The organism is Dictyobacter halimunensis (assembly GCF_036245075.1).
Map to the genome: position 1 here is coordinate 931742 of NZ_BSRI01000002.1, position 19543 is coordinate 951284.

At 52.3% G+C, this 19543-nt stretch carries 16 protein-coding genes; 10 read left to right on the top strand and 6 right to left on the bottom strand.

The features are described from left to right. The first annotated feature begins 371 nt into the window (after positions 1–371). Complete coding sequence (locus AABA21_RS17940) at positions 372–893, top strand: hypothetical protein (protein ID WP_338252536.1); 522 nt, start codon at positions 372–374, stop codon at positions 891–893. A gap of 14 nt (positions 894–907) precedes the next feature. Then, positions 908–1318 carry a PleD family two-component system response regulator gene (locus AABA21_RS17945; protein ID WP_338252538.1) on the top strand — a complete coding sequence of 137 codons (411 nt, stop codon included), beginning with the start codon at positions 908–910 and terminating at the stop codon, positions 1316–1318. A 258-nt stretch (positions 1319–1576) separates the two neighbouring features. Here the strand turns inward: AABA21_RS17945 and erpA are convergent, their stop codons facing one another. Together erpA and AABA21_RS17955 are read right to left on the bottom strand one after the other, a co-directional pair. Further along, the gene (gene erpA, locus AABA21_RS17950) at positions 1577–1978 is read right to left on the bottom strand and encodes an iron-sulfur cluster insertion protein ErpA (protein WP_338252540.1); all 402 of its coding nucleotides are present in this window, start codon (positions 1976–1978) and stop codon (positions 1577–1579) included. Positions 1979–2303: 325 nt separating this feature from the next. Then, on the bottom strand, positions 2304–3938 hold the full coding sequence (locus AABA21_RS17955; RefSeq protein WP_338252542.1) for a S8 family serine peptidase: 1635 nt from the start codon (positions 3936–3938) through the stop codon (positions 2304–2306). Between the two features lie 342 nt (positions 3939–4280). On the opposite strand from AABA21_RS17955, the gene AABA21_RS17960 reads away from it, so the two are divergent. Both AABA21_RS17960 and trxB read left to right on the top strand, forming a co-directional pair. Next, positions 4281–5393 carry a M20/M25/M40 family metallo-hydrolase gene (locus AABA21_RS17960; RefSeq protein ID WP_338252544.1) on the top strand — a complete coding sequence of 371 codons (1113 nt, stop codon included), beginning with the start codon at positions 4281–4283 and terminating at the stop codon, positions 5391–5393. A 254-nt stretch (positions 5394–5647) separates the two neighbouring features. Further along, positions 5648–6598: a thioredoxin-disulfide reductase gene (gene trxB, locus AABA21_RS17965; RefSeq protein ID WP_338252546.1), complete on the top strand. Its 951-nt coding sequence runs from the start codon at positions 5648–5650 to the stop codon at positions 6596–6598. Between the two features lie 39 nt (positions 6599–6637). Here trxB and AABA21_RS17970 read toward each other — a convergent pair whose 3' ends face one another. Together AABA21_RS17970 and AABA21_RS17975 are read right to left on the bottom strand one after the other, a co-directional pair. Beyond that, positions 6638–7162: a hypothetical protein gene (locus tag AABA21_RS17970; RefSeq protein WP_338252548.1), complete on the bottom strand. Its 525-nt coding sequence runs from the start codon at positions 7160–7162 to the stop codon at positions 6638–6640. Positions 7163–7324: 162 nt separating this feature from the next. Beyond that, complete coding sequence (locus AABA21_RS17975; protein WP_338252550.1) at positions 7325–8248, bottom strand: class I fructose-bisphosphate aldolase; 924 nt, start codon at positions 8246–8248, stop codon at positions 7325–7327. A gap of 402 nt (positions 8249–8650) precedes the next feature. Between AABA21_RS17975 and AABA21_RS17980 the strand changes: the two genes are divergently transcribed. The 3 genes from AABA21_RS17980 to AABA21_RS17990 all read left to right on the top strand — a co-directional run bounded on the left by AABA21_RS17980 (position 8651) and on the right by AABA21_RS17990 (position 11671). Next, positions 8651–9169, top strand: coding sequence for a hypothetical protein (locus tag AABA21_RS17980; protein ID WP_338252551.1), 519 nt, complete (start codon positions 8651–8653; stop codon positions 9167–9169). Between the two features lie 550 nt (positions 9170–9719). Next, complete coding sequence (locus tag AABA21_RS17985; protein ID WP_338252553.1) at positions 9720–10418, top strand: RNA polymerase sigma factor; 699 nt, start codon at positions 9720–9722, stop codon at positions 10416–10418. Next, on the top strand, positions 10415–11671 hold the full coding sequence (locus AABA21_RS17990) for a TolB family protein (protein WP_338252555.1): 1257 nt from the start codon (positions 10415–10417) through the stop codon (positions 11669–11671). Before AABA21_RS17985 ends, AABA21_RS17990 begins: the two co-directional genes overlap by 4 nt. Before the next feature lie 63 nt (positions 11672–11734). On the opposite strand, the gene AABA21_RS17995 is transcribed toward AABA21_RS17990, so the two are convergent. Both AABA21_RS17995 and AABA21_RS18000 read right to left on the bottom strand, forming a co-directional pair. Beyond that, a complete protein-coding gene (locus AABA21_RS17995) occupies positions 11735–12961 on the bottom strand; it encodes a zinc ribbon domain-containing protein (RefSeq protein ID WP_338252557.1) in 1227 nt (408 codons plus the stop codon). Between the two features lie 134 nt (positions 12962–13095). After that, positions 13096–14844 carry a S53 family peptidase gene (locus AABA21_RS18000; RefSeq protein WP_338252558.1) on the bottom strand — a complete coding sequence of 583 codons (1749 nt, stop codon included), beginning with the start codon at positions 14842–14844 and terminating at the stop codon, positions 13096–13098. A gap of 243 nt (positions 14845–15087) precedes the next feature. On the opposite strand from AABA21_RS18000, the gene uvrB reads away from it, so the two are divergent. The 3 genes from uvrB (at position 15088) to AABA21_RS18015 (ending at position 19357) form a co-directional block, all read left to right on the top strand. After that, entirely contained in the window at positions 15088–17079 is a 1992-nt protein-coding gene (gene uvrB / locus AABA21_RS18005; RefSeq protein ID WP_338252560.1) for an excinuclease ABC subunit UvrB, read from the top strand. Positions 17080–17526: 447 nt separating this feature from the next. Beyond that, positions 17527–18636, top strand: a complete 1110-nt coding sequence (locus AABA21_RS18010) for a homospermidine biosynthesis protein (protein WP_338252562.1) — start codon at positions 17527–17529, stop codon at positions 18634–18636. Between the two features lie 286 nt (positions 18637–18922). Further along, positions 18923–19357, top strand: coding sequence for an S-adenosylmethionine decarboxylase family protein (locus tag AABA21_RS18015; protein ID WP_126548923.1), 435 nt, complete (start codon positions 18923–18925; stop codon positions 19355–19357). Positions 19358–19543 lie beyond the last annotated feature (186 nt).

Below are 19543 nucleotides of genomic sequence, written 5' to 3' on the forward strand. Positions count from 1 at the left end.
GTCCTGCATGTCTCTATTCTAGCAATAAGCTAGAACACTTGTTCTTATTGTGCTACGGATCAAGCAATAGAGATGAGAACAATCTACAGTTTATATAACAGAAGTATAATCACCAATAGAACATATGTCAAGTACAGATGTTTTGAATATCTGTACTTGACGTATTGCACCATATATTAAAATCATTCAATATATATCACGCTGATCGTCGTCCGGCGTCCTCTATCGCGCCTTCGACTCCAATAAAAACTTGTCGGGATTGGTCGGAAGTTGTAAGCTATGTGCATGCCACAATGATTAGATTGTCCGATAAGCAGATGAACTGCGTAAGCGGAACATCTGTGAGCTCGTAGAAAACAAGGAGTTGTACCGTGCCTGGTAAAAATACACCCGAACGACCTCCACGAACCGGTAAAGCACCAATCCTGGGGAAGGGCCATGGATTGAGCGACCAGGAAGGAGAAATGATCAAGCAGATGATCCGCGAGGAGCAGCATTCCAGCCGTGAGCTGTTCATTCCACAGGAAGACCTGTCCGATGAGGCCACGACGACGATGACTCCTCCCACGGCAAAGGTCATTGAAAGCAGCCGCATCCGTCCGATTCTGGAGATGTTTAATCGTGACTTTCTCTACGGGCAGGGCCGCTTCGATGAATATAAGGGCGGACTGATCTTTAAGTGGGGGGATGGCTATTCGCGCCGCCACATCTGGGCATCGGTAGAAGATGGCAATCTACTGCTTGAGACCAGCCATGAAAAGAAGTGCGATAAGCCCTACTGCAATGGCACGCACCATGTGCTGACTCCTGAACTCTATAATGATATCAACCTCATCAATCAGGAATTGGGAGATCGCTTCCGCCGACCCGTTTATGAAAGTACCGAAGACTAGGAAGAGATACCGTTGTGAGCATTACGCTGATTGCACTGGAAAAAGATTTGTTTTTCGCGGTCAAAATTCGCGATACGCTGCGCCATCATGATATGCAGACCTCGGTCGTACGCACACTGGCGGCCTTTGAAGAGGGATTGACGGCATCACCCGCTCCAGACGTGGCCGTGGTTGATATCGCCACCCGGGGCGTTGATTGGGAGGAAGCCATTCGCGCGGCACGATCCCAGCAGGTACCGGTGCTGGCCTTTGGCTCACATATGGACCTGGAGGCACGAGCCAAAGCCCTGCAGGCAGGGGCCCTCAAAGTCGTCGCCAACTCGAAATTCGCCAGCGACATGCCGGGTCTGCTCACGCGCCTGCTGAATACCCCCACCGATCAAACATCCGTTGATGTGGAAGCGGATAGTGAGAATGAAGAATAGACCAGAAACCTTTTATGTGCTGGTGCAACAGGGGCGCAAATGCGCCCCTGTTGCACCAGCACATAAAATCTATGCGGCCGCGCAGCGGACGCCCGTGCGGGAGCTATCACATCCCCCACTATGACGAGATTCAGGCACATTCTAAACCAAGCTGAATATAGCGCAGGGGTTGCTTTGCAGTATAGAACGCAAAGCAACCCCTGTTTATCATGAACCCGAGGTACACTGGATACTCCGGGTTCGTTATGCTATGCAAGCTTAGTGGCCGCAACCGCAGCTACGGGCCTCGCCACCACCATCGGCAGTTTTGAAGGAGTGACCACAACCACAGCTGGAAACGGCGTTAGGATTATTCACGGTGAAGCCCGCGCCCATCAGGCTATCAACATAGTCAACTTCACTACCTGTGATATAACCCAGGCTCATGTCGTCAACGAAAACATTGATATCACCCAGAGAGACGACGGTATCGCCTTCCTGCTCTTCATCAAGGGTCATGCCGTACTGGAGACCCGAGCAACCACCACCGGCGACAAAAACGCGGAGACCCAGGGTTGGATCGTTTTCCTGCTTGAGCAGCTCGCGAACTTTATCTGCTGCGGCGGGTGTCATGGTCAGAACGCTTGTCTCGATCGCCGACTGCTGGTTCTGCTCAATCATATAAATTCACCTCTCTGAAAGGGATGCGAGGGCAACCCTTTTACTATTCCAGATAGTAAGATTGATGTGTCGCAATGGCACATCCGTGATTGCGTACGTATCATTCTCCGCCGCAACAGGTGCTGCATGCTAGAGGATAATAAAGCACACATCATATTTCATGTATTATACCACAAACTGCATCCCCCGCTAGCCTCCCGACGCGATCAACCCAGGATGCGCGGGATCAGACAGGTGATACACCTCATAGTATCATCCAAAAACTAGAACCGCTCTGCACGCACTTTTATTCCAATTCGCCACATATTTTTTGGGGTTCGCGTAATTAGAGTCTAAAGCTCTGCTGCGCATATACAATGTTGGCGAGCAAGCTGGAAACATCGGCCGGGGCACCAAAGGCGATCTCGCCCTGCTGTCCCAGCCCCATGGAAAGGCGCGTGATACTGTTCGAGGCGGACCAGCCCTGCGCCAGCAGATGCGCCCCCAGGGCGCTGACGATAGCCGTCGAAAACGAACTGCCACTCCAATCCGCCCAGCCAGTCAGGTTCGATTCGCCCCCGGGAAATGTCGGCGAGATAAATAATCCACGCACCGCGTCCGGCAAACCCTGTTGATCCACAACGCCCGCGCTATCGCCACCAAAGGTGGCAACGCCCCCGCTATCAGCCGGCAAATTGGCGGCATTGGCGAATTGGGATGGGCGAAAATTGCTATTTACCGATGTGACGCTCAAGGTTGATCTGTAACGAGCCGGCGCGCGCGGCGGACGCGGCGGCAGTCCCCCACGAAACGCCTGGTACGAATCGTTGCCTGCGGCGGCCACAATCAGCGCGCCGTGCGCGAAGAGACTCTCGAACAGCAGCCGCAGACCCTCCTCAAGCGATGTCAGCACGCTCTGCGCCCCCAGCAGCTGCGAGGTCGGCCATTGACGATCCTGAAACCATAAATATGGCAGCCGCAAAAAATCTGGCAGCGTAGTCAGGCTCAGGTTAATGACCAGGCGACGAATGGTGCCAGAGATTAATTCATGCTCCAGATCGGTCAGGATGGCAAAAAGATTATAGAGATCGCACCCGCCAAAATCATTGAGCGCGCGCACCAGGCGGATGCGCGCCCGAGGTGCGAGATCACGAATGATGCCAGACACAAAGAGTCCATGATCAGGCATCAAATAGTAGCGGCTCCGCTGCGCCGTATCATGGCCGGTACGCACGTCGTTGGTAACAGGATAGCGATCATACTCCACCATAAACGATCCATCCTCCAGTCGCATATCCTCAACCAGGCGCTGTAACAACCAGTTGCGCCTCAATTCTGGACGCGTCGCGGCGCTACGGATACGATCGGGATGCTGGGCCGTATCCACCACCACCACGGTCACGTCTTCCGCGTCCCGAGCATCCAGCGTCAGCCCCTGGGTCGCGAACTGCAGATGCCAGCCCGGCAATGCCTGGGGAGGCGCATGGATCTCCAGCGCAGGCGCCGGCCGAGGAGGTGCGCCCGGCCCCCCATCGCTATAGAGTAACGGCGCGGCGGTCACCAGCCAGTTCGGCATAGCGGAAACAATATGCAGGCCAAATTGCGCGAAATAGGCGATATGCGCGTGTATATAGGAGAGTGCGGCCGGTAGAGGATCACCCTCACGCGTGTCAAGCGCGCGGGTATGAAAAAACAGCGCCACCAGTGGCTGCTGGCTGTGCAGCCCGAAGACAAAGGCGCGGCGGCGTACCGGCGGCATCGTTGGGACCTCCTCCCAGCGGCCGGCGGCCCCATAGGGATCTAGGGTAAGTTGATAGCGGGCCAGGAACGTGTTTAATTGCGTACGAATCTGCTCAAATGCTATGTTGAGAGCATCATCCAGGGGGACACGTGTCAGGCGAGCGATAACAATCATTTCGCCGGGAATCCAGTGGAACAATCCTGCAGGTGTTCCCATAAATTCTGTTGCACTACGAGACATACAGGGAAGCCCCTTCCACATGATATAAAAAGTAATTGTAAAGTACCGCGCATATGATTGCACAGCGTGCATGCTATAAAAAAAACATGTTATGATTCCTGCAAGTAAAGGGTGGTAGTGCTTGCCTGTGAGAGCGCAGTACAAGCCGAAGAGAAGAATAGTCCCATTATAGCCTAATGAGCGTAGGGAAACAACCAAATAGGCCAGATGTAAGAAAAAGCGAGGATGTGGCGTATCGCGATAAGATGCAGCCCAGACAAACGAATGCCGAGCTCATCCATCTGTCATCAAAAAGATTGGTTATTTCGTTGTAACAGTATGCTTGATATGGAGGAAATTGTTATGATGTTTATATATGCAGACCAGCTCTATCATACGCTGGTCAACCTCGTGCGTATTCCGAGCACTTCAGGCCAGGAGCAATATGTACGGGGCTATCTGGAGCAATACCTGGACTCTCTGGGCTTAAGCACCCAGGTAGATGACCACGGCAACCTGATCGCGACAGTGGAGGGCAAAGGAACGCCAGTTCTGCTCAACGCCCATATGGACCGGGTCGCCCCCGGACTGGGACATACTCCTATTTTGCAGGATGGTGTGCTCTATAGCGATGGCAAAACCAACCTGGGCGCCGACGACGCGGCCGGGATCGTCATCATTCTGGAAGTGGTGCGTCGCGCGCTTGAGCAGCAGTTGCAGCTACCGCCGCTGGTCCTGCTCTTTACGGTCCAGGAGGAATGCGGCCTCTGCGGCGCCCATGGCTTTGATGCCACGCGCTGGCAGGTCGAGGACGGTATCGTATTTGACAACGCCTTTGAAGCCGGCGTGGTCGTGTCAAAAGGCGCAGCCTATGAGACGTTTGATGTTACAATTACCGGTAAGTCTGGACACCCAGGACAGGACCTCACCAGCACGGTAAACGCCATCGATATCTTCCGCCAGGCACAATTTCCACTTGGCTCACTGGCATTAGACCAGACACGCATCAATATCGGCAAGATCAGTGGGGGGCACGCGCGCAATGCGATTCCCGACATGGTCAAAATTGAGGGTGAGATACGTAGCTTTGAGTCTGCCGAGATTCGCCAGCGCTATCGGCTACAGATCCAGGAAGCCTTTGAAGAGGCCGCTCAGCGCCTTGGTGGGCGCGTCGAGATCGATTTTAAGGTGCAGCATGAAGGCTATAGCATCAGCCCGGACGAGCCGCTGTTGACCATGTACCAGATCGCTCTATCGCAACGCGGAGAGACGCTCAGCATGAAGCCCACCTTTATCGGTAGCGACACGGGCAGTTTCCGACCAGCTATCCGGGCCTTCACGGTTTCAACCGGCGTGGTCGGCGAACATACCGTTGAGGAACACGTGGCGCTGGCCCCACTGGAACAGACCGTGGTCGATACCCTGCATGTACTCCACCTGTGGAGCACCCAGACGGCACAAACTACGGCGGAATAACGAGTTGAGGAATGGCAGGCATACAGATATGCCTGCCATTGGCTATTCTCCATCAACCTGGCGCCCTTTATTTGTCAGGTTGGTGAGAACATGTGTCGCAATGGGCACAAGGACGGGAATAGGCCGGTGTTATCATAAGTAGATAGATGCTGAAGAACAGCCGCCTGCACAACACTTCAGAACACAGGCATAAAAAAAGACTTCTATGTGTTATCATCAGTAGAAGTTAAGCACATAAGTAAGGAAATACATCAATGGCGAAAATATATGGCGTTATTATCATTGGCTCGGGACCAGCAGGCTATACCGCTGCTATCTACGCGGCACGCTCCAATCTGTCTGTGCTGATGCTGCAGGGCTATGCAGCTGGTGGCCAGCTGATGCTGACCAGCGAGGTGGAAAATTTTCCTGGCTTTGAAACCGGCATCCTGGGTCCTGAGATGATGGAAAAATTTGAGGCGCAGGCCAGCCGCTTTGGTGCTGAACTGCTGCCCGAAGATGTGACCTCGGTCGACTTTAGCAAGCGCCCATTTACCGTTACCACTGATATGGGCCAGTACCAGGCGCGTTCGATAGTGATCGCCACCGGTGCCAGCGCGAAATGGCTGGGACTGCCGAGTGAGAAGCGCCTGCAGGGACGTGGCGTGACCGCCTGTGCTACCTGTGATGGCTTCTTCTTCAGAAACCGTGATGTCATCGTCATTGGTGGCGGCGATACCGCGATGGAAGAGGCAACCTTCCTGACTCGCTACGCCAGCCATGTCACGATCGTCCATCGTAGAGAGAGCTTCCGGGCCAGTAAGATCATGCAGGATCGAGCCGCCAAAAATCCGAAGATCAGTTTTCTGATGAATAGCGAGGTTACCGAGGTGCTGGGTGAGGATGCGGTCACAGGTGTACGCATTCGCAATACAAAAACTGGTGAAGAGACAACGCTGGAAACGCAGGGGTTCTTCCTGGCCATCGGACACCAACCCAATACTGACCTGTTCAAAGGCATCATCAATCTGGATGAGGCGGGCTATATTGTCCCATCCGAGTTCACGATGACCAATATACCCGGCGTCTTTGCCGCCGGAGACGTGACCGATCATCGCTATCGCCAGGCCATCACCGCGGCCGGTGATGGCTGTCGCGCCGCTATCGACCTGGAACGCTGGCTGGCGGAACAGGGCGAGGATGTCGGTGTCGAAAACTGGGATTAAAAGCCTGTAGCGCATAACATACGAGCGGTTCGGAGTTTCCTATCGGACCGCTCGTATGTTGCTATAGAGATCATTTTCCAGGCCTTGAAAAAAGCATCCGCTGAGCTGCTTCCAGCCAAAGCCAGTCACCTGCTCAAGCAGATTTAATACATTCTGCTCATCATAGCCCCAGGGATGATGCAGAGCCCGCTCTTCAGGCAAAAGCGCGCCTTCTTCTTCTACACAGGTGCCTTCCTGAAACAAGACTTCTCTGACCAGGGAACCATCGACAAAATACCAGAAGCCATAAATGCCAGAGGCGCCTTCGACCACAAAGGCGAAAATACGCCGCCCCCGCGAGAAGGCCGCCAGCATCTGCTCACGCCAGGTAATAATACAGAGAGGATCACACAACACGGTCCAGGCTCCCATCTGCCCGATCGCAAAGGGAACCGGTAGCATAGCCGAAAAAACGTCTTCCGCCGAAAAGCTCTGTCCCGTTGGGGAGAACGAACAAGGAAAGTCCTTAATTAACTCTTGCAGCGTCATATGCTCGACACAAAATGCTGTGATCTGCCATCCCATATTTTTCACCTCTTTTGATGCAATAGTTCTTATCTATACCCCTTCTACTTAAGACGACAAAAAGGTACAAAATAAGACACCTGACGCTCAATTATGGGCGGCATATAAAAATTCCTCCATACATGTTTGTATGGAGGAATTATCAAACACATCTGCTGAGTTTTATTGGACGGACCCTTCGTAAATACCCATGACGTGACCCAGGAATTTGATGGCGTCTTCATGGCTACGCTGGAAGGAGTTGCGGCCAATGATGGAGCCGAAACCACCACCATCGCGAATGGCACGAGCCTCGTTGAAGAACTGATCGTCGGGAGCGGATGCGCCGCCAGAGAAGATGACGATGCGGCGACCATCAAACGAGCTCTGCACCACGTGCTTGACGCGCTCGGCCAGCGTGGAGGTCGGGATCTCGTACTTCTGATATACTTTCTGCGCCTCAGCCAGCTCAACCTTCGCGCTCGGCAGCTTCACTTTGATGATGTCCGCGCCCAGCTGAGCGGCAATCTGCGCGGCATAGGTAACGACGTCAATAGCAGTCTCGCCATCTTTGCTCAGCGAGCTACCGCGAGGATACGACCAGACGACCGTAGCCAGTCCGGCCGACTTGGCCTCCAGCGTCAACTCACGCAACTGCTCGTACATCTGGTTGCGCTCAGAGGATCCTGGATAGATGGTGAAGCCCACGGCCACACAACCCAGGCGCAGCGCATCCTCAACACCCGATGTCACGGCGGAGATGGGGTCCCGCTCGTCATTCAATACATCGTGGTTATTGCATTTTAAAATCAATGGAATGTCACCAGCGAACTCGGCCGCGCCCGCCTCCAGGAAACCCAGTGGAGCAGCATAGGCGTTACAACCGGCCTCAATCGCAAGCTGGAAGTGGTAGCGAGGATCATACCCGGCAGGATTTGGCGCAAAACTGCGCGCGGGACCGTGCTCAAAGCCCTGGTCTACTGGCAGAATCACCATTTTACCGGTGCCACCCAGACGACCATGGTTGAGCATGCGAGCCAGATTGGTACGAACACCAGGATTTTCGCTGCTATACCAGCTTAAAATTTCTCTGATACGGTCTTTCATTTTTCTATTCCTTAATGTATTTTGCTTCGGACCTTACCACACTCTCTATGGTAACATGTATTCCATATTGTATCACGACCAGGGGGAAGCTGTGTGCCGTTCCATGTGCCACAGGTCGTAATATCGATATCGTGACTATGGTTAAGCCCGATCAGGCGCCACTCAGTGTAACATATACAAAAGCCGTCACAAAGATGAGCACTATCCACAATCATGTCTGGAATTACGTTATTTCTGTCATGTTACCTGCCGTATACCTGTCTATATGGATATTTCATCTATATGAAATTTGTTACCTCCTTTCCATTAATACGTTTCTATATCAAGGCATAGAGGATACGAATTCTTCATCGCTCCTCGTCTATATAATTACAGTATGTATCATAAAAAAATGGAGATAGTATGGGCGGCAGTAGCTTTGATCTTATCGCACAAGAACTCTTAAATCAGCGACATATTATGGAGGAACTGGAGGCAGAAAATCGTCAGTTGCGTCAGCAGTTGAATGAGCTACGCGCGGGCAAGGATATTTTTGTTGAAATTAATGGCACACGCATAGCCCTGAATACCTTACAGACTGCGTCATCCACCCCGGCCGTCGATGCTTCGATTGAGACGCCTGAAGATGCGCAATCAGAAAAAGGCACATCAGTCGATGCGAATACCCTCCAATCCGAGCAGCAGGCCGAGGTCGCTCAACCTGTGGCGCAGCAGCCTCAGATAACCACTCCTTTATACGAGGAGAACAAGGAGGCCACGCAGCCGACATTTTTAGAAGAGATCATGCTGGACGAGTTTGCCGCGGCACTCACTTCTCGCCACGCTGCCGTGCAGCAGCCAGAAAAGAAGTCAGAGCAGTCAGAGGAAGAGCAAAGAGCGAATCTGCGCCGCGAGCTCATGGGCAGTTTTCTGCTCGAATAGCGGCACCTTCAGACAGAGATGCTACCGGGGAGAAAGTTCACCGGACGGTTATCTTCCTCCCCATTGATGATAGCGGAATACAATCAGTTATTTAGTGTGTGCCTCCGACCGCCCTGGTGATAAATTGTAGGGCGGGTTGCGCGTAAACACCGAATCTTAACACTGAAGCGTCCTGCGCTACACTTCACAGTCTAATGACACCTTCCATCACTAAAAATATTACCCACTCGTCATTTTTTATTCCACTTCACGGCGCGCCCTCCCATTAGCATCAGCAGATCCAACATTGAGATTTGTCCCCGAAAAACCATCAGGCAGGCACATTGCATCTGTGAGCAATAAAAATGCGTAAATTGTTCAGGTGGATCCTAATTAATACCCTGTTTGAGGATCTATCACGTCGTTGCATTATAGAGAAAAGAAAAGAGACGAGTAACATAAGGCATTAACATATATTGAAGAAAAGCCAGCCTTGATACTATCAGGAGTATAGGAGGCGTGCACGCTGCCCTCAGTCGCTTTGACTGATCTGGCTGGCACGAAAAACATTGTGACACAACACAACTCTAGACCATCCGCGCAGGGAAGCGGCGGAGGACCCGCGCTAGCCGGCGATTATAGCTCCGATGATGGAGCCTGGCAGGCTGAAATGGTGACACAATTTCTCTCGGGCAACGAATATGCATTTACACAGATCGTTGACCGCTATGGCTCTTTACTCTTGCGCACAGCTTATTTATTGGTCCACGATGAAGAAGTCGCCAGGGATATCGTGCAAGATTCATTCATCCTGGCGTGGAAAAACGCTGCTAAATTGCGAGAACGACAGCATTTACGAGCCTGGCTACTCAGGATCGTAGTCAATCAGGCCACCAGCATTAAAAGACAACTGGCCAGGCGGACAGCGCTTTTCAAAGAGCATTTTATACCTTCTACAGTGGAACAATCTGAAGAGGTAGCTGTGATACAGACAACCAGCATTGATGATAGCCTTGATATAGCACAGGCCATCGGTAAGCTTCCCCTCAATCAGCGTAGCGTCCTGATTCTTTTCTATTACCATAAAATGACAATGCCAGAGATTGCCGAAACATTGGGAGTAGCTGAGAACACGTTACGCAAACGCCTGCAGGCCGCTCATGAGAAGCTGCGTCGAATCCTGCAAACAGATGCTGCATATGCTTCAACCAATATATCACCCACAACCTACCTACCAGCACCCATTAGATATAGGGGAGAAAAACGATGAATGAGCATGGCAGGGGCGACAATGAGTCAACCTATCAAGAGCAACCTGGCGATATATCTACCAACGATGCCCTGGAGGAGCGCATCTCACGCTTCTTGCACACGGAAGCAGAAAAAATACATTTTTCACCTGATTTACGTCATCGCATCATACAAAATGCATCATCACAACGCCGCGGGAGTCATCACTATATAACTATCGCTGTACTCGCATCCGCTGCGGCCCTGATCCTGGCGCTCAGCGGCCTGACCTATTTTATGGCCAATCCCACGGCTCCCTCAGGACTTCGCTATACCGTGAACAAAGAGATCACAGTAGCCCCCGAACTGGCAAATGGTGGACAACTGCTTTCACTGGACCCGACCGAGCGGCATATCATCTATCAACCCGCAGGTCAGAACGGTGTGCTCTACACAGCCGATCTGACCGATCCAGTTCAGAGCAGCACGCTGGCCATGCGCTATGCCAGGGATATGGCCTGGTCCCCCGATGGATCCGCGCTGGTGGCAACAGTGGTCCCGATGAATACCACGCATCCATTACTGGCCCTGGTACCTACAGGACAATACATGCGTCTACTAGGACACAATAATGCGCTGGCAGCCAACTGGTCGCCCACCAACGCCGATGAGGTGATGTTCGCACAGCAGCAACATGGACAGACAGAGCTCTGGTCTACCAAAACGTCTGGCGCCCCGGCAACCTTACAGGTGACGCTATCAGAACAGCTACTGATTCAACACATGAACTGGTCATTTGATGGCCGTTATCTGGCCCTGGTGGTGGCCCAGAGCGGAGCCGCGACAAAAGAAACGCTTGCACAACCAGCGCGTGCTATCTATGTGATGGATTTTCAAACTCGTAAACTGACAACGCTGGTCGCGCCCGGCAACTTTACCATTGGAAACGTAGCCTGGTCTCCGGCCACCCACGAACTGGCATATGAGCAAATCATCACCAACCAGACAACCCACCTGGTAACCGTCGATATTAGTAGGCCAGATAAACCTACCAGCATTACTCCGCAGCACCAGTTAGCCGGTTGGAGTTGGTCAGCTGATGGACAGGCACTGGTTTATAGCGATGGAGGCAAGCTGATAGCTCATGTCTTTCATGGCACCCCCATTACCATCTCTCAGCCTCAGCAGCAACAGTTAATCTCCCCCTTCTGGTTGAAAGATGGAAAGATCCTCTGCATGCATATTACAAACGGAAAAGGAACATTGATGCTGCTGGCTCCTCAAAAACAATAACACATGCCAACGCTTTTGTACGCGTTGAGCACAAAAGCGTTGGCATGTGTTAAGAAAAGTGTTTTAAATGGTAAAGTTTACGGTGTCTGGATCGAAGCCGTCACTATCTTTGTTGCCCAGTACCAGACTCATCGCGGCCGTATCCTGGGGTACCAGAAACACGGCCGACCCATCCTGTCCCTGAACATGGGATGCGAAGGTAATGGGAACGTTAGCCTGCTGTGGTAGCATACTCTGACTTCCGGACTTGACCTGCATATAATCAAATGGGGAGCCCACAATCACCGATTGGAGAAGCGGATTGTCAATTTTAAAGGTCAGGGTCAGGTAGCGCATTCCCTTCGGAGCCTGCTGACCATCCAGGCTCCATTGTGTCGTAGCCTGCGTCATCTCATAGTTCAAGCTAAAATAGCTGGCCGTTTTGTTGACATCGACGCTCTTTGTCGCATACTTACCCACGTCTGCATGTGGCTGCAAAGGAACGTCCATACGCGCTTCATCGGCGGCGCCCAGGCGCAAGATGATCTGGTTCGCCTTCATGCTGGTGGGGACAGCGAAGTCCAGATCGGTAGACTGTGTTTCACCCGAAGCTAGTTTCGGATTATTGGAAGCATAAAGCAAGGGGACCTCTTTGCCGCCCGGCAGCACAGCATGCGCAATAGTAGGATAGATCAGCGTGGTACCATTTTTGCTTTTATTGGTTTCCTGCATATGCACACGCACCATACCATCTGAACGGCTTTGGGGATCGTCCAGAAAGTTCCTGGCCTGCTGCACATTCTGAAGCGTGATATTGACCCCCGCGTAGTCGATGGTGGTCTGGAGATCAGTAGTGGAGATGGCCGACTGGGTAGCCTTGCCGATACCCAGCAACGGCAAGACAAAATAGAGGGCAACCCCCAGGATAAGCACCAGGACGACGATCAGCAATAATAGGCGTGGAAGCCCTGGACGCCGTCTCCGTGAAGAAGGACTGCTCCTGGAAACTGACTGTGAAAACTCATCTTCCTGCAGAGCTGAACCGCTATCCTGAGAATAGGCGGGATAACGTGCTGGCCGCGTTGCATCGCTGGAGAGGGAACGTGCTGGATAGCGTTCTTCAAACGTCGATGGTGATGGATATACCGGAGAGAAACTGTCCTCGCTAGCCTCCTGAGGTGTTTGTTGAGAAAAGACTTGTTGCGCACGATCGGGGGGCAGAATAGATAATCCACAACGGCCACAAAAGCGTTGCTCGGGATTTGTTGCTGCCCCACAGCGTGGGCAGTTCCTGGGAAATGCCTGTGCCATAGCCATGCCGCTCCTTGCTAAATTCATTGCTCGCTCTGCTTCTCTACTATTGTACAACACATGTTATCAGGCAGAAACAGCATAGCTCAATGGTCCAGCCAGCTGAGTATGAGATCAGCTGGCTGGATCGGCAACTATTGGGACAGGGTACGGTATAAATCGGCCAGGTTGGGAGTTCCCAGACCGGTGGTGTAGTCCCAGCCCTGCGCCGCTTTATAGTACAAGTTATTTCCCTGCGTAATATCGTAATAGGCGCGCCCGTTCTGCTTCGCGGTATCGTAGAATACCTGCGGCGATGCATTGAAGGATTTGCCCTGCTTGATTAAGCCCTGGTGGACCAATGCCATGCCAGCTGCCCAGATGGGCGCCGCGGCACTGGTACCGCCAACAGATCCCCACTGTCCTTTGTAATAAACAGCCAGTCCATAGGCGGCCGCCGATATATCGGGCACCTGGCGTTTTCCATTAGAGGTGCTATTCTTGACACCAGACTGATTCTGCCAGGAGGGCGTTCCAAAGATGCGGCTCAAGCCACCGCCGGTTCCCCAGCGATTCTTACAGCTCCCACCACTGGCACCGTCTGACCACGCCGACTCATTGGCCCGGTTTTGCCCCTGGTCTATCTGCAAGATGGTCCCTCCCACGGCTGTCGACCATGGATCGCTAGCCGGGAAACTAACGGAGAGATCACCATAGCGTCCGCTGGTAAAGGCACCACAGTCACCACTGGCTACGAACACAGTCATATGCTCAATCTTGGTCAGCTGCTGGATACTCTGATCAATCGCGCGTATGTCCTGCTGAGACATCTCGCCTTCGGACGCGCCCAGGCTGACGCTGACGGTGCCCCCCGCATTGGCGTTGTTGACATTGTCATCCAGAATCTTCTGCAACTCATCGTTGACGTTGACCCAGATGTCATCCACGCTGTTGCTGCTGCCATCGGTCTGGTAGACCTTGATATTGGCTGAGCGCGCCAGGCCCGCCACCATCTGAATATCCAGGGTCGATTCGCCCAGGGTATCCTGCGGATGTCCATCTACGTTCACGGGGGTAACACTCCCCTTAAAGTTAATGCAGGAGAGATAGTTCTGGACATCGCTCTTTAGAGAGCCATCGATCTCTACCAGGTTAATCGTGGTGTTCTCGCCATGCAGACCCTGATTCCACAGCTGATCAAACCCATAAGCGTGGGCGATATCTCTGGGCAACAATGTCTGGTCCTGCGGAGAACAGTCGGCCGCTGGCTTCTGCGCACCGGTCGAGGCGACAGGCTGGAAGGAGGCTTGATGCGTCGGCTGCACACTATAGTTATCCAGTCCCGTGACCGCATCGATATAGTTCAGCAAGAACTGCGGCACCATGGGTGGCTTTTTGGCGTCGGGCGCGAAAAAGGTGCGCCCCTGATAGCTATGGCGCACGAAATTGGTTCGCAAAACCTTGGCAAAGGTGCTGGCCTTGGCCTCGATTGAAAGATGCGTGCGCATCTTACTCAAATTGAGTGAGATACCCTGAAGGTTAAAGAAATCTTTGAATTTTTGATAGGTCCCATCATCGATGCCAACCTGCCTGGCAAACTGCTCCAGGTGAGAAGGCTTACCGGGCTCCACCTTTTGATTCTGCATCTTTTGCATCATGGCCGGGTCTATTTTAAAGGTAATGCGGACATGAAGTACGGTCGAAGCAGGAAGAGGACCGGTAACGGGAGAACTCATGGCAGAGTCAGGAATATTCAGGTTCAGCGGCACCTCTTTCAATACATTGGTAGTAGTTGGAGTTGTTGAATTACAGCTTGCTAGCGGCATCATCACCAGGCACAAACCGATCAGTGCAGCTACAAGCTGACCTGGCCGCATACCGCGCTTACCGGAGAACCGACGCATAAACATATACCCCCAAAAGATAGCTAAAAAATTGCGTATGATAAATAGCCCAATCAAGATTGATATATGCACAAAAAGGGCTATTATCTTTTTCTATCACGGATCAGCGGATGAAAACAGTTCAGTATAGCAAACATTTTTGGTGTTCGAATAACCGTCATCTCAGCTTGAAAAGTGATATAATAGAAGGGTAATTGGAAAAAATATTCTATAGCCAGTAGAGGATAAATAGGAAGAGTACGCATGCCTGCATTTAAAGTGGAAGCACCATTTGAACCCACTGGTGATCAACCAGAGGCGATTGCCCAACTCACTGAAGGTATTCGGGAAGGGCAAAAATATCAAACACTGCTTGGTGTGACGGGTAGTGGTAAAACGTATACAGTAGCGAAAGTGGTCGAACAGGTACAACGTCCAACCCTGGTGCTGGCGCCCAATAAAACGCTGGCCGCCCAGCTTTATAGCGAGTACAAAGAGTTCTTTCCCAACAATGCAGTGGAATACTTCGTTTCATACTACGATTACTACCAGCCAGAGGCCTATATCGCGCGTACCGATACATACGTGGAAAAAGAGAGCATGCTCAATGAGGAAATTGAGAAATTGCGCCTTTCCGCCACGCGTAGTCTGTTTGAGCGGCGCGATGTGTTAATCGTAGCCTCGGTCTCTTGTATCTACGGCCTGGGCAGTCCTGAGGAGTACGGAGAGGTTGTGATGACGCTCAAAGTGGGTGAGGAACGTCGTCGCGACAAGATCTTGCGCCACCTGACCGAGATCCAATATGAGCGCAACGATGCGAACTTTGTCCGCGGTCGCTTCCGCGTACGCGGTGATGTGATGGAGATCTTCCCCGCCTATGAGGACGTCGCTGTGCGCATCGAATTCTTTGGCGATGAAATCGAGCGCATGACCGATATCGATCCTCTCACTGGTGAAGTGCTGAAGCAACGACAGCGCCTGGACATTTATCCCGCTAAACACTGGGTCACTACCCGTGAGCGCCTCAACAAGTCGATCGAGCTGATCGAGGCGGAACTGGAAGAGCGCTTACAGGTGTTGGAGAGCGAAGGGAAACTGCTGGAGGCGGCCCGTCTGAAGCAACGCACAAACTTTGATATAGAGATGCTGCGCGAGACCGGCTTCTGTTCCGGCGTTGAGAACTACTCGCGTCACCTGGCCGGCCGTGGTCCGGGAGAGCAGCCATGGACCCTGCTGGATTATATGCCGGATGACTTCCTGCTGGTGGTCGACGAGTCACACGTCGCGCTGCCCCAGGTGCGCGGTATGTTCGCGGGCGATCGCTCACGCAAACAGGTACTGGTAGACTACGGTTTCCGCCTGCCATCAGCGATGGATAATCGTCCGTTGACCTTCAACGAATTTGAGGGTCAGATCGATCAGGCGCTATTCGTCTCGGCCACGCCCGGACCTTATGAGTACGAACACAGCCAGAACATCGTGGAGCAGTTGATTCGACCAACCGGCCTGATCGATCCAGAGATCAGTGTGCGTCCCACCAAGGGGCAGATCGATGATCTGCTGGATGAGATTCGCAAACGCATCGCCAAGGAGCAGCGTGTCCTGGTCACCACCCTGACCAAGAAGATGGCGGAAGATCTTGCCGACTATATGCAAGAACTCAATATCAAGGTCCACTATCTGCACTCTGAGATCGACACCATTGAGCGTATCGAGATTCTACGTGATCTGCGCCTGGGGGTCTATGATGTGGTGGTCGGCATTAACCTCTTGCGCGAAGGACTCGACCTGCCCGAGGTTTCCCTGGTGGCGATCCTCGATGCCGACAAGGAAGGCTTCCTACGCTCCGAAGGCTCGCTGATCCAGGTGATTGGACGCGCGGCCCGCCACGTTGAGGGCAGCGTCATTATGTATGCCGACAGCGTTACCAGGTCGATGCGGCGCGCCATCGATGAGACCAATCGGCGCCGCGAACTGCAGTTAACCTATAACGAAGAGCACGGTATTACCCCACGCGGCATTCATAAAGAGGTCAGAACACTGTCCGAGCGCATCAAAGCAATGAGCGGTGCCAATGAGGAGGGCAATGGCAAGAGTGCGACCCAGGTTATCACCGGAATACCGAAGGATGAGGCATTGCGCCTGATTAAAGATCTGGAATCTCAGATGCGCGCGGCCGCCAAGCAGCTAGAGTTTGAAAAAGCAGGCCAGTTGCGTGACCAGATCATTGAGCTGCGCCGCCTGATCGTCGAATAACGCTTTGAGACTTTTTATACAGGGCAAAGAGAAATGCATAATATCCGCATCTCTCTTGCCCTGTCTCTTTTTTCGTTCTCCGTATATGGCTTCTCATAACATCATCACTACTGAGCATACGCTCCTCTAATGCACAGACAAATTGAGCTCACAATGAGCATAATTTGAATTTTCTACTCTTACAAAAATAATCAAATCGTCGACCATTTATTATAATTTAAGTATAAATTGGTCAGGATGATGCCGCCATAAATAATATATTATTTATAAAATAGCTTCCCGTAATTACAATTCGATATTAGATAAATACGTTCTGTTTAAAACACAAAAAAAAGAGGTAGTATAAAGGCAGTCACATACACCAAAATGATGTGCGTAAAAGGCCAAAATCGGGTATAGTATAGTGTGTTTGCTGAACACCATTAAAGAAAGGACCATCACAATAGAATGACCCATCATCATCATAACTCTTCTGAGGAACATAGTAATGCATTGCTGCGTGGTGCCCAGATTTTACCGCGTCGCGTGCGTCCGAATATGACGGTGGCGGAACTGATAGATGAGCAGTTTCAGGCGTATAACGGGGCGCGCCTGAACGAAGCGGCGCGCGTCTACGCCGAGCGCATGCTGGATCCCGAGCAGGATGTGACGATTGGCCTGACTATGGCCGGAGCCCTGACGCCAGCCGGGCTGGGAGGCTGCGTGCTGACATTGATGGAATACGGCTTCGTCGATTTCATCATCAGCACAGGAGCCAACCTTTACCACGACATGCACCACGCCCTGGCGATGTCGCTGCACCGTGGTGATTTCCGCCTGGACGATGTGAAACTGCAGGAAGAGGGAGTGATCCGTATCTATGACATCCTCTTCGAGGACAAGGTGCTGCTCGACACGGATTCGTTTGTGCGCGAGAGCTTGCGCAGCCTGCCCAATCGTCCCATCTCGACCTCTGAACTGCACTATCACCTGGGACAGCAGTTGCTGAAGGCCGGCGTCAAGCCGGAATATTCTGTACTGGCGCAGGCTGCCGCCTGGAACGTGCCGATCTACACATCCTCTCCCGGAGATTCCTCAATCGGCATGAACGTGGCGCGCAACGCGCTGGATGGCAGTCAACTCACGCTGGATCCGCTGGCGGACGTCAATGAGACCACCGCGATCGTACACCATGCGACCCGCAATGGTGTGATTATCCTCGGCGGTGGCAGTCCAAAGAACTTCTATCTACAAACGCAACCCCAGTTGTGGGAGGTGCTTGGCATTCAGAAGGGCGGCCACGACTACTTTATTCAGGTGACGGCCGATGCTCCCCACTGGGGCGGCCTCTCGGGCGCGACCCCTTCGGAGGCGGTATCCTGGGGCAAGATCAAGCCTGGTCAGCTCAACGACGCGGTAGTCGTCTATGGTGATTCGACTATTGCTCTACCATTGCTGACCTCCTACGCGGTGAGCAAGGCGCAGCCACGCCCACGGCGTGAGCTCTTCGCAAAGCGCCAGGAATTGCTTAACGAGTTAAAAGAAGCATATGAGAGCGGTAAAGAGGCGCGCCCTTAAGCTCCCTTCCACCTAAATATAAGCGCAGCTTTGTATTAGGTAGAGCTCTAAATGGCATTTAGGTTGACAGCTAAATGCCATTTAGATTGATTGCTTACTGGCAATTAGGTAGAAACGCATTTCCAATTAGGTAAAAATTTTGCATTTCCCTTGGCATTAGCTTGACAACCTAATGTATAATATCAACCAGTGTGCAGAATCTTGTGGCACACAGTTTATTGCAGGCGAAGCCCTTTTGATAGTCGCCATAAACCTGCACAATTGGAACATATTAGGAGGAAATGCGATGCTGGTCCATCTGATGCTGGAACTTTACAACATTGACCGAAACATCTTGAGCGATGAGGCTTTGTTGCGTCGTACTCTCAGCGAACTGCCAGAGCGTGTTGCGATGGAGAAGGTTAGCCCTGTTCATCTCTATGATATTGAAACATCGAACCCACTTGACGCTGGCATGTCTGGTTTTGTTGTAATTGCCCAGAGTCACGTTAGCCTCCATGCATGGCCTGAGTATGGGGAAGTTGATATCGACATCTGCTCCTGCAAAGAGTTCAGCCAGGAAGATGCGATCGCGTTTGCCAAGGAGATATTCCAGACAGACGATGTTGAGGCCCATTTTGTTGTGCGGGCGACGCGCTCTCTGCGTCCGGAAGAGCCAGATCCAGTCCGTTATGAGCAGGCGATGGAAGCGCGCCGCTTAGCTAAACTGGGGGTGCGCTAAGGGCAATAAGAGAAAAGCGAAGTTTACCTTCGCGCTCCAGTTCCCAACTGCAGAAGGGTGAGGTGCCTGCCATTTTACGAGGAAGGCACCTCACTTTTTTTATGCTTGCTTTCACCAGCAGGAGTGCTACAATGCAGGCGTTGTCACCTGCAACACGCTCCTGTCACAGAGCTACATTTTTCATTG